General features: G+C 65.7%; 16 protein-coding genes. 11 read left to right on the top strand and 5 right to left on the bottom strand.

Translation table 11 applies throughout. From position 1 onward, the window contains the following. On the top strand, window positions 1–424 hold a 424-nt coding region (locus B7X65_RS22080), incomplete at its 5' end, for a methyl-accepting chemotaxis protein (protein WP_293596404.1). 71 nt (window positions 425–495) lie between these two features. Here the strand turns inward: B7X65_RS22080 and B7X65_RS22075 are convergent. Next, window positions 496–1,218 carry an SOS response-associated peptidase family protein gene (locus B7X65_RS22075; protein WP_293596403.1) on the bottom strand — a complete coding sequence of 241 codons (723 nt, stop codon included), beginning with the start codon at window positions 1,216–1,218 and terminating at the stop codon, window positions 496–498. 178 nt (window positions 1,219–1,396) lie between these two features. Here B7X65_RS22075 and B7X65_RS22070 point away from each other — a divergent pair, with 178 nt between their 5' ends. From B7X65_RS22070 to B7X65_RS22060, 3 genes are all read left to right on the top strand, one after another. Then, on the top strand, window positions 1,397–1,615 hold the full coding sequence (locus tag B7X65_RS22070) for a hypothetical protein (protein ID WP_293596402.1): 219 nt from the start codon (window positions 1,397–1,399) through the stop codon (window positions 1,613–1,615). A gap of 22 nt (window positions 1,616–1,637) precedes the next feature. Further along, complete coding sequence (locus B7X65_RS22065) at window positions 1,638–2,543, top strand: M23 family metallopeptidase (RefSeq protein WP_293596401.1); 906 nt, start codon at window positions 1,638–1,640, stop codon at window positions 2,541–2,543. Window positions 2,544–2,830: 287 nt separating this feature from the next. Further along, window positions 2,831–3,358, top strand: a complete 528-nt coding sequence (locus tag B7X65_RS22060; protein ID WP_293596400.1) for a hypothetical protein — start codon at window positions 2,831–2,833, stop codon at window positions 3,356–3,358. A gap of 124 nt (window positions 3,359–3,482) precedes the next feature. On the opposite strand, the gene B7X65_RS22055 is transcribed toward B7X65_RS22060, so the two are convergent. The 3 genes from B7X65_RS22055 to B7X65_RS22045 are packed head-to-tail and all read right to left on the bottom strand — an operon-like array spanning window position 3,483 to window position 4,807. Further along, window positions 3,483–3,839, bottom strand: coding sequence for a metalloregulator ArsR/SmtB family transcription factor (locus tag B7X65_RS22055; protein ID WP_293596399.1), 357 nt, complete (start codon window positions 3,837–3,839; stop codon window positions 3,483–3,485). Beyond that, window positions 3,814–4,290 (bottom strand): SRPBCC family protein, encoded by a 477-nt coding sequence (locus B7X65_RS22050; protein WP_293596398.1) that lies wholly within the window; start codon window positions 4,288–4,290, stop codon window positions 3,814–3,816. Before B7X65_RS22050 ends, B7X65_RS22055 begins: the two co-directional genes overlap by 26 nt. Window positions 4,291–4,339: 49 nt before the next feature. Further along, window positions 4,340–4,807 carry an SRPBCC domain-containing protein gene (locus tag B7X65_RS22045; protein ID WP_293596397.1) on the bottom strand — a complete coding sequence of 156 codons (468 nt, stop codon included), beginning with the start codon at window positions 4,805–4,807 and terminating at the stop codon, window positions 4,340–4,342. A gap of 136 nt (window positions 4,808–4,943) precedes the next feature. Between B7X65_RS22045 and B7X65_RS22040 the strand changes: the two genes are divergently transcribed. The 7 genes from B7X65_RS22040 to B7X65_RS22010 all read left to right on the top strand — a co-directional run bounded on the left by B7X65_RS22040 (window position 4,944) and on the right by B7X65_RS22010 (window position 8,883). Further along, window positions 4,944–5,669 (top strand): haloacid dehalogenase type II, encoded by a 726-nt coding sequence (locus tag B7X65_RS22040; protein ID WP_293596396.1) that lies wholly within the window; start codon window positions 4,944–4,946, stop codon window positions 5,667–5,669. Window positions 5,670–5,748: 79 nt separating this feature from the next. Beyond that, complete coding sequence (locus B7X65_RS22035; RefSeq protein WP_293596395.1) at window positions 5,749–6,222, top strand: YeeE/YedE thiosulfate transporter family protein; 474 nt, start codon at window positions 5,749–5,751, stop codon at window positions 6,220–6,222. Further along, window positions 6,219–6,629, top strand: a complete 411-nt coding sequence (locus tag B7X65_RS22030) for a DUF6691 family protein (protein ID WP_293596394.1) — start codon at window positions 6,219–6,221, stop codon at window positions 6,627–6,629. Before B7X65_RS22035 ends, B7X65_RS22030 begins: the two co-directional genes overlap by 4 nt. Then, the gene (locus tag B7X65_RS22025; protein WP_293596393.1) at window positions 6,626–7,198 is read left to right on the top strand and encodes a pseudouridine synthase; all 573 of its coding nucleotides are present in this window, start codon (window positions 6,626–6,628) and stop codon (window positions 7,196–7,198) included. The genes B7X65_RS22030 and B7X65_RS22025 overlap by 4 nt, the downstream gene beginning before the upstream one ends. Window positions 7,199–7,251: 53 nt before the next feature. Continuing rightward, the gene (locus B7X65_RS22020; RefSeq protein ID WP_293596392.1) at window positions 7,252–7,872 is read left to right on the top strand and encodes a transcriptional regulator; all 621 of its coding nucleotides are present in this window, start codon (window positions 7,252–7,254) and stop codon (window positions 7,870–7,872) included. After that, entirely contained in the window at window positions 7,856–8,263 is a 408-nt protein-coding gene (locus B7X65_RS22015; RefSeq protein WP_293596391.1) for a hypothetical protein, read from the top strand. Before B7X65_RS22020 ends, B7X65_RS22015 begins: the two co-directional genes overlap by 17 nt. Further along, entirely contained in the window at window positions 8,260–8,883 is a 624-nt protein-coding gene (locus tag B7X65_RS22010) for a methyltransferase domain-containing protein (protein WP_293596390.1), read from the top strand. Before B7X65_RS22015 ends, B7X65_RS22010 begins: the two co-directional genes overlap by 4 nt. 16 nt (window positions 8,884–8,899) lie before the next feature. Here B7X65_RS22010 and B7X65_RS22005 read toward each other — a convergent pair whose 3' ends face one another. Next, the gene (locus tag B7X65_RS22005) at window positions 8,900–9,436 is read right to left on the bottom strand and encodes a DUF2242 domain-containing protein (protein WP_293596389.1); all 537 of its coding nucleotides are present in this window, start codon (window positions 9,434–9,436) and stop codon (window positions 8,900–8,902) included. Window positions 9,437–9,468 lie beyond the last annotated feature (32 nt).

Below are 9,468 nucleotides of genomic sequence, written 5' to 3'. Positions count from 1 at the left end.
GGTGGCCGAGGCCGGCAAGACCATGGACGAGATTGTCGACAGCGTCAAACGTGTGACCGACATCATGGCCGAGATCACGGCGGCCAGCCAGGAGCAGACCCAGGGTATCGAGCAGATCAACCAGGCGATCACGCAGATGGACCAGGTGACGCAGCAGAACGCCGCGCTGGTGGAAGAAGCGGCAGCGGCAGCGTCCTCGCTGCAGGAGCAGGCCAGCGGACTGAGCCAGGTGGTCAGCGCCTTCAAACTGAACCAGCAGCAGCAAGCCGCACAGAATTCGGCGCGGCACACAAGCCACAGCGGCCAGCGTGGGACGCCCATGCAACCGCCCCGCGCCAGACAGGCCGTGGCCGGCCCCGCGCCGCGGCAGTTGAGCCATGCCGGTACCCTGGTTACCGCGCAAGGAAGTTGGGAAACGTTTTAAGCGCGGCGCTGCGTGCTGGGTAGCCCGCAGCGCCCCAGCCCTACAGGACCGGCGCGCCCTGCGCCGGAAAATCAGCCTTTTTTCTCGACCGGGTTGGCCGTCAGCCAGTTGGCCGGGTAGGCGCGCATGAACTCCCTGGCTTTCTCGGGACGCGCGCTGAGCCAGGCGTCGGCGGCGCCTTCGTTCAGGATCGCCACCATACGTTTTTCGTTGCCGGGCTGCTGGTAGCGGCTCATCAGGGCGTGGCTGTTGGCGTTGACCGTGAGCAGGGTGTAGCTGACGATGACTTCACCATCGGCGCCCGTCCAGCTTTCCCACAGGCCCGCCACCCCCATGGGTTTGCCGTCCACGCGGGCGATGCGGGTGGACACGGCCTTGCCACTGCGCCAGTCGTCTTCCATGAAGGCCATCATGGGCACAATGCAGCGCTGCCCGGCCAGCCAGGCGTCGCGGAAGTTGTTGGAGGTGGTCACGGTTTCCGAGCGGGCGTTGACCAGTTTGGTCGAACGCAGCTTGGCGTCGGATGCCGACTTGACCCAGCGCGGCACCAGGCCGAACTGCCCGGCCACCAGCTCACGCAGGGGCGCCTCACGCGCGGGTTTGTCGACGCCTGCGACCTCTTCAACCTCCTCGATCTCTTCGCTTTCCGGCGCCCCTGCGGCCTGCGCCGCCCGGATGAACACACCCGGTTGACGCGGCCACACCTTGCGCCCCACCGGTGAAGCGGGGGCGGCCACATGGAAGGCCTCGGGGTAAAGCGTGGCGGGGTGAAGGCTCTCGTATTGGGTACTCATGCGCTGATGCTATCGCAGTGCGGCCAGCGGGCGCTGCAGGACGGCCCCGCAAGTCGCGTCCTTCGCCGACACACAAGGCCGGTTTCCACGCGTAATATGTTCTCTGCGGCCTGTCAGTTGGTGCAACACTGCACTCGCGGCCATTCAGATCATTCATCCATCCCTCCAGGAGATTGCCATGCCCCAGTTCGCCATGATTACCGGTGACGTGACTTACACACCGGGTGACGGTGCGCCCATCACGATTCCGAAGGTGCGCGTGGAAGTCGCGCTGTCGTTCGACAGCGCCACCCTGAGCTGGGAAGATGCGCCGGGCATCGCCGGCCTGACGGCCATTCCCCTCACGCAATTCGACGACTATGTGAAAGACGGCAAGATCACCTGGATAAAGGAATAAATCAGCAAGCCCCCTCCGCATCGTGCCCACCCGCCCTGTTCACCCCGCCCCCGCGCTTTTTAACCGCCGCTGTGCCCTGCTGGCCGGCATGGGTCTGCTGGCCTGGCCGGCCGCGCGCCTTGCCGCCGCGCCAGCTTCGCCGTCGCCGTCCTCCTCCGGCGTCTGGCCGCGCGCGCTGGCGGTGCCCGGCGGCATTGCCCGGCTCTCGCTGGGCCCGGCGGCGACGCGGCCGAAGGCGCATCTGCCGCACGCCGACGGCGACATCCCCTTGCTGGTGGTGGGCGACGTGATCGAGTGGACGGCGCTGGTGGGCATACCGCTGGCGGCCACGCCCGGCGCGGCGAACATCGCCGTGCAGGCACCCGAGGGCGGCCAGCAGCAGGTGGCCTACACGGTGGCGCCCAAGCGCTACAGCGAGCAGCAGCTCAAGGTCTCGCCGCGCACGGTGGACCTGTCGCCGGAAGATCTGGCGCGTTACGAGCGTGAGCGTGCGCACCAAGCGGTGGTGATGGCGACCTTCAGCCAGCCGCTGCCACAAGCCCTGCGCATGCAGGTGCCCACGCCGGGGCGGCGCTCCAGCTCGTTCGGGCTGCGGCGCGTCTTCAACGGGCAGGCGCGCAGCCCGCACAGCGGCATGGACATCGCGGCCGGCACCGGCACACCGGTGCTGGCACCGCTACCGGGCCGGGTGATCGACACCGGGGACTACTTTTTCAACGGCAACACGGTCTGGCTGGACCATGGCGGCGGGCTGCTGAGCATGGTCTGCCACCTGAGCGCCATCGACGTGCAATTGGGCGATGTGCTGAAAACCGGCGAACGTGTGGGCGCCGTGGGCGCCACCGGCCGCGTCACGGGGCCGCACCTGCACTGGGGCGTGATGCTGAACCGCGCCATGGTGGATCCGGCGCTGTTTCTGGCCGCCTGAGGCGCGGCGGCGCCACCCCCGTTCGCCCTGAGCTTGTCGAAGGGTAGCCACAATGCAAACAGGCTTCGACAAGCTCAGCCCGAACGGTTAAGCGCAAATTTACATGCCAAATCGGCCTCCAGCCCAATACCTGAGTGCGCTGGCAGCTCCTGAAAGCGTAGCAGATTCCCTTCTTTGGCCCGGTCGCCGCTGATTCTGGATGCCCGCCCCTAGCCCATTAGGTCGCCAACACTAGGGGAAACCCGCATGATTGGGCCATTGTTGAACCACTCCCCCAAGGAAACACCATGAGCGCCAAAAACCTGTCTACCGTTGCTGCCGACCTGATCGAGTCTTACGGCAACACCGCCAAAAACGTGATTGATGCCTACCGCGCCGGCGGCGAGCGTGTGGTCAGTGAGCTGGAGCAGCGCTGGAATCGCGCTCTGAAGCAGTCGCGCTCGGAGCTGAGCGCTGAAGTCGCCAAAAACGCCACGGCAGCCCAGCTGGCCTTCAGCGCGCTGTACAGCAAGGGCTTGACCCTGAGCTCCGACGGCGCCGAGCAGGTGGTGAGCCAACTGGTGAAGCTGGCCGAAACCGGTGTCGAGCGCGCTGCCGCCAACGCCGCGCTGTTTGAAGAAAAAACCGGCGCGAAGACGCTGACGACCCTGGCCCAGGCCACCGCACCCGGCGCCCTGGCGCTGAGCAAGCTGGCCGCGCAGATCGAGCAGAAAACCGCCGACCTGGCCGGCAAGATCGCCGGCGACGACGCCACCACCGTCAAAGCCAAACGCAGCTCGGCCTTCAGCCAGCGGCGCGCTGCCAAAGCCGCCTGATACGGTTTTAGTAAAGAAAAGTGGCACCAGCCCTTGAGGGGCGGGCGCCACCAGCTATCAAATATATAGCATTTGACGCCCGGGAAAGCAGCCGCCTTCCTGGGCGTCAGCCCTTCCGGTCCTGTCAGTTCTTCTCCATCGCCAGCTTGAAGCGGCCCAGCGCCTGGTCCCACTGGCGGGCAATCAGCTCCAGCGTGCGGCGCGCTTCGTCAAGCTGCTGCGGCTCGAACTGCCACAGCCGTTCGCGGCCAATCTTGAGGTCTTTCACCAACCCGGCGTCGGCCAGCACCTGCAGGTGTTTGGTGACCGCCTGGCGCGTCAGCGCGGTGTTGGCCGTGAGCTGCGCAATGGAAAACACACCACCCACACACAGCGCGGCAATCAGCTGCAGGCGCGTCTTGTCACCCAGCGCAAAAAACACCGGCGCCATGTCGGGCGCGGGCGCTGAGGCCTTGTCAGCGCGCGGTTTGGCTGGTGACATGGCGGGCAATGTTGTCGAGCTGATGCGGCCAGCCGTTGCTGACGCCCCGGAAGGCTTCCATGCGGCGCGCGGGCGGCACCTTGTCAAAGCCGGTTTCGGTCACCGTCAGCAGTGTGCCGTCGGCTGCGTCTTTCAGGGTGAAGGTCACCAGCGTGCGCTCTTCCTTTGAATAGTCCACCCCCGCGTCGACCGCATGGGGGTGCCAGCGGTAACTCATCAGGGTTTCGGGCTCGACGCGGTCGATCACCACGTCGAACACCACATGTTCATAACCCTGGATGGTGATGGGCCCCTGCACACGCTGGCCGGGCTCAAAACGTTTGCCGGTGAGCTTGGCGCCAAACCATTTGCCGTATTCCTCGGCGTTGGTGAGTGAATGCCACACCTTGTTGCGCGGGGCCTTGATGTGGATGCTGCGTTCGACGCGGTCGGTGCTGCTGTCGGTGGTCATAAGGTGAACTCCTGTCGGTGAATGTTAGCGGGGTCTGCGGGGCTTGTGTTCAGGCCGAGCAACTCGTTACTTCCGGAACGAAAGGCGCACCCTGCCCGGTTTCGACCAGGCTTTGCAGGCTGCCAAGGTACTGGTTCCAGCCGCGTTCGCAGACCGCAAAACATTCGAAGTCCGGCGTGAGGCCAATATGTTCAAAGTCCAGCAGGGTTTTGCCGCCGGGCTGTGGCGTGAGCCGGAAAACGATGTCGGTGCCCACCCATTCGTCTTTGCGTTTGAAGGCGTCGACGTTGATCAGCGCCTCCACACAATGCCAGCGCACTTCACGCCCGGGCTCCAGGCTGTTGATCTGCATGACCTTGTGGTGTTCGCCAAAACGGAAGGTGGCCTTGCCGCCCACGGTGGTGTCAACGTCGCAGCTCTGCGTCCACCAGCTGCGCAGGCCGTGCTGCGTGGCCACGGCCTGGTAAACGGCGGCGGGTGAAGCGGCCAGCAGAAGCTGGCGGTGGTAGTGGTTCATGAAAAAGCTCCTTGCAGGTAAATAGGCAACCATTTTGTTGCGTTTATATTCTGAACCAGTTTGACAAAACATGCAACCAATTGGCTGCGTGATTCAAAACCGCATCGCCGGCACCCCGCGTGCGGATAATGCGCAGATGAGCACACCGCCCCCACCTCCTCGCTCCCAGGCACTCCCCCAGGTTCTGGCTTTTGATGTTTTTGGCACCGTGGTGGACTGGCACAGCGGCATCGCGCGCGAAGTGCAGGCCCTGCGCCCCGCTGTGGACGGCGCCGCGTTTGCGCTGGCCTGGCGCGCCGGCTACCAGCCGGCCATGCGCCGCGTGATGGCCGGCGAGCTGGGCTGGACGCTGATCGACGACCTGCACCGGCTGATCCTCGACAGCATCCTCGGCGAGTTCGGCCTGGCCGATTTGAGCGAGGCGCAAAAGCAGCACCTGAACAAGGCCTGGCACCGGCTGGACCCGTGGCCTGATGTGGTGGCGGGGCTGACGCGGCTCAAGTCGCGCTTCACGATCTGCACGCTGTCCAACGGCAACATCGGCCTGCTCACCAACATGGCCAAACGCGCGGCCCTGCCGTGGGACTGCATCCTGTCGGCCGAAGTCTTTCGCGCCTACAAGCCCGACCCGGCCACCTACCTGGGTGTGGCCAAAGTGTTTGACCTGGCCCCTGCCGACGTGATGCTGGTCGCCGCCCACCAGGACGACCTGGCCGCCGCCCGCGCCTGCGGCCTGCAGACCGCCTACATCGAGCGGCCGGCCGAGTTCGGCGCGGCGCAGCCCAAGGACGTGTCGCCCGACCCCGCCAACACCTGGCACGCGAAAGACCTGCTGGCCCTGGCGGAGCAGCTGGGGTGCTGAGGCCGGAGGCACCGATGGCGCACCTCGCATGGCAGCATTCAGCGGCGAGAAAACCCGCGCTCACGGATAATTCTTTCCCATGAACCTTTCCCTCTCCCTCTTCCCCCTCGGCTGGCAGCACTATCTGCTGGGCGGTCTCATCGTTGGCCTGGGCACGGCGTTGCTGTTCGTGCTGACGGGCCGCATCGGCGGCATGAGCACGGTGTTTTCCAGCACCTGGTCCTTCGTGGTGCGCTGGCCGTTTTTCCAGCAGGCGCGTTTTGTCGGGTCGCGCGGCTGGCGGCTGGTGTATGCGGCCGGGCTGGTGCTCGGCGCGCTGGTCTGGTGGCTGGGCTTTGCCGACGGCAAGCCGGAAGCGACTGCGGTGCCGGTGTGGCAGTTACTGGTGGGTGGCTTCTTCGTGGGTTACGGCGCGCGGCTGGGCAACGGCTGCACCTCGGGCCACGGCATCTGCGGGCTGGGTTCGCTGCAGCTGCCTTCCCTGATGGCGGTGCTGACCTTCATGGCGACCGCTTTCCTGACGGCCAACCTGGCAGCGAGGTGGCTGGCATGAGCGGCGCCGCACGCGGCCTGGCCACGCTGGCAGCGGGCGCCCTGTTTGGCTTCGGGCTGTCGTACTCGACCATGATCCGGCCCGAGGTGGTGCTGAGCTTTCTGCGCTTTGAAGACTTCGGGCTCATGCTGGTGATGGGCGGCGCCGTCGTGGTGGTGGCGCTGGTTTACAAGCTGGCGCCCCGGCTGCTGGCCCGGCCGCTGCTGGACGACCATTTCCACACCCACCCCAGCGCCTGGAACCGCGACACCGCGGTGGGCGCGGCGCTGTTCGGCGTGGGCTGGGGCCTGTGCGGCGTGTGCCCCGGCCCGGCCATTGCGGGCCTGGGCGCGGGCAACTGGGACCTGCTCTGGGCGCTGGCCGGCATAACGCTGGGCGCGCTGGTGCAGGGACTGCGGGCCAAGTGAATAACAGCCCTGCCCGCCTGATCCTTTTCAACAAGCCTTATGGCGTGCTGAGCCAGTTCACGCCGGAGGGGCGCTGGCGCGGGCTCAAGGACTTCATTGCGATTCCGGACGTGTACGTGGCCGGCCGGCTCGATGCCGACAGCGAAGGCCTGCTGCTGCTGACCGACAACGGCCGGCTGCAGGCCCGCATCAGCGACCCGCGCTTCAAGATGGAAAAAACCTACTGGGTGCAGGTCGAAGGGGTGCCCGACGAGGCCGCGCTGCAGGCGCTGCGTGCAGGCGTGCAGCTCAAGGACGGCCTCACACTGCCGGCCAAAGCCCGCCTCTTGGCGCCGCCGCCCGAAGTGTGGGAACGCGAGCCGCCGATACGCACACGGCAGGCCATTCCCACCGCCTGGATCGAGCTGGTGATTCGCGAAGGCCGCAACCGCCAGGTGCGGCGGATGACGGCGGCCGCGGGTTATCCGACACTGCGCCTGATCCGCGCCGCCATCGGCCCTTACTACCTCGACGGCCTGGCCCCGGGAAGCTTGCGTGAACTGGAACATCAGGAAGCCGACAGTCCTTGACTGAATGCTGGTCAAAAATACCTATATTGGGTATCATCGAACCCAATATGGGTATGAAACAAGCACCACCCTTTCCCGCAAGAAGTCTGGCCGACGCCCTTTTCCCCAAGGTGCGCCAACGCGTGCTGGCCGTCCTGTTCGGCAATCCGGCTCGCAGTTTTTACGCCAATGAGGTGATTGCGCTGGCGCAGTCCGGCACCGGGGCCGTTCAGCGCGAGCTGGCGGCACTGACGGAGGCTGGCTTGCTCGTCTTCAACAAGCAGGGCAACCAGAAGCACTACCAGGCCAATGCGGCTGCCCCGGTCTTCGATGAGTTGCGTGGCCTGGTGCTCAAGACCATGGGAATGGCCGACGTGCTGCGTGTGGCCCTGGCGCCGCTGGCCGCGCAGATTGAAGGCGCCTTCATCTATGGATCGGTGGCCAAACACCTGGATACCGTCCAGAGTGATATCGACGTGATGATCGTGAGCGCCAGCCTGGCTTATGCCGATGTGTTCAGCGCGCTGGAAAGCGCCACCCACCGACTGAGCCGCAAGGTCAACCCCACGCTCTACACCCCGGCGGATATCGCCAGACGCATGACCGGGGACAATGCATTTCTCACGCGGGTCATGAAGCAGCCCAAAATATGGCTGATGGGAAACGAGGAAACACTCCATGTCCGAAGCGCTTGACAACTTGTGCGGCCCCGGCAAGCAACTGCAAGCCGAGGCGACCGATGCCCAGGAGTTCGCGGGCCTGGTACGTAGTGGCATGGCACGACTGAACGACGCACGCAACACCTCCCTCGCGCTGGAAAGCCGCTTTGACCTGGCTTACAACGCTGCACACTCATTGAGTCTGGCCGCCCTGCGCCGGCTGGGCTACCGCGCGAGCAACCGCTACATCGTGTTCCAGGTACTGCCGCATACGCTGGGGCTCGGGCCCGAGGTGTGGCGCGTGCTGGACAAATGCCACAACATGCGCAACCGGGGTGAATACGAAGGCCTGCTGGATGTGGATGAGCGACTGGTAGCCGACCTGATCGTGGCTACACAAGCTGTCGGTGAGGCGTTGCCAGCATGAGCACGTCCTGGTACGACCGCCACATCCTGCCGCGCGCGCTGGACTTTGCCTGCGGCCTGCCGATGCTGGGCCGCCAGCGCCAGCTGGTGGTGCCGCTGGCGCGCGGCCGTGTGCTCGAGGTGGGCGTGGGCACGGGACTGAACATGCCCTATTACGACAAGGCCCGCGTCAGCCGCATCATCGCGCTGGACCCGGCGCTGGAGCTGCACCCGCTGGCGCTTGAGCGCATCGCGCAGGCCGGGCTGGACGTGGAGCTGCTGGCGCTGTCGGCCGAAAAAATCCCCTTGCCCGACGCGAGTGTGGACACGGTGCTGATGACCTACACCCTGTGCACCATCCCCGACCCGCTGGCCGCGCTGAAGGAAATGCGCCGTGTGCTGGCCCCCGGAGGCCGGCTGCTGTATTGCGAACACGGCCGCGCGCCCGATGCCTCGGTGCGGCGCTGGCAGGAGCGGCTGCAGCCGCTGTGGGGCAAGGTGGCGGGCGGCTGCCACCTGGGGCGCGACATCCCGGCCCTGCTGCAGGAAGCCGGCTTTGTGCTGCCGGACCTGCACACACGTTACCTGCCGGGGCCGCGGCCCTTCACTTTCCACTACTGGGGCGAGGCCCTGCCCGCCTGAACACGGCCTGAAGTGTTTACTCGGTGTCGCCCATCACCAGGTAACGCCTGACCAGGTCAAAGAAGCTGTCGTAAAACGCGTCGGAGCTGATGGTTTGGCTGCTGACCTTGACCAGCGAGTCGTTGCTGGCACTGAAGGGCAACGAGACCGATCCGATCGCCCCCACCCCAAGGCTGGCCGAGTTGTTGCTCTTCTTCAGGGCGTAGGTGTCCTGCAGGGCCGTGACAAAACCCAGGCTGACCTTGCCATCGATACTTTCCGGCGCGCACACGACACGAATCGCGATTTGAAGATGCGCCTCGGGTTCGGGCTGGAAACTTTTCTGGGCATCCACCAGGTCTTTCCTGGCGGTGTTGATGAGGTAGCCCTGGCTCAGTAGCGCGCGCCGGGATGCCTCGCAGGTCTGCGCGGGCGTGGCGTCGAACATGCGCGAGTAGGTGGCGGTGGATGCGAACTGCTCCTGCAAGGGAAACTGCTTGATCGGGGCTGCGCAGCCTGCCAGCAGGCCGGCGAGTGCCCACAGGCCAAGCCGGCCCGCAGGTGGGAAACGCATGCAAAACAGGTTCAAAGCCGGTACTCCTTGGC

The organism is Polaromonas sp. 39-63-25 (genome assembly GCF_002278925.1).
Taxonomy (GTDB): Bacteria; Pseudomonadota; Gammaproteobacteria; order Burkholderiales; family Burkholderiaceae_C; genus Polaromonas.
This window is presented reverse-complemented; position numbering and strand designations above follow the sequence as displayed.